Genomic DNA, 483 nt, shown 5'->3' on the forward strand with positions numbered 1-483 from the left:
ACACTCAGCCTCCTGAAGTCGCGAAGTTAGGGGCGGCGCCTGGGCTGGCGTTAGCTGTCGCTAGTTGGATTGGTTGGGAACTCAGGATTGCAATCGCTGGCAAGCCAGCTCCCACAAGTTAGAGCGAAACTTTCAGACTTGCGCTGCACCTGTGGGAGCCGGCTTGCCGGCGATAGGGCCCGAACAAACAACAAATAAGAAACAGCCAAACCTAAATAGCCGTATCACTGCTCTTGATCTGCTCTTGATCTGCTCTTGATCTGCTCTTGATCTGCTCTTGATCTGCTCTTGATCTGCTCTTGATCTGCTCTTGATCTGCTCTTGATCTGCTCTTGATCTGCTTTTGCTTTTGCTTCTAAGCGCGCAATAGTCCAGGCAACACAAATTGCGACTTCAGGAGGCCGAGTGGAGGTGACTGTAGGGCCCTGGTGCGCAGCACCCTTCGGCGTAGCCGAAGGCGCGAGATGTAGACTTGCGCAGCAA

General features: G+C 53.6%; 1 protein-coding gene. It reads right to left on the reverse strand.

Annotation, left to right across the window (positions count from 1 at the left end):
* Positions 1 to 224: 224 nt before the first annotated feature.
* On the reverse strand, positions 225 to 483 hold a 259-nt coding region (locus tag ACQ4N9_RS26535), incomplete at its 5' end, for a hypothetical protein (RefSeq protein WP_430934133.1).

This window comes from Pseudomonas sp. ES1, assembly GCF_050586605.1.
In the GTDB taxonomy this organism is placed as follows: Bacteria; Pseudomonadota; Gammaproteobacteria; order Pseudomonadales; family Pseudomonadaceae; genus Aquipseudomonas; species Aquipseudomonas sichuanensis.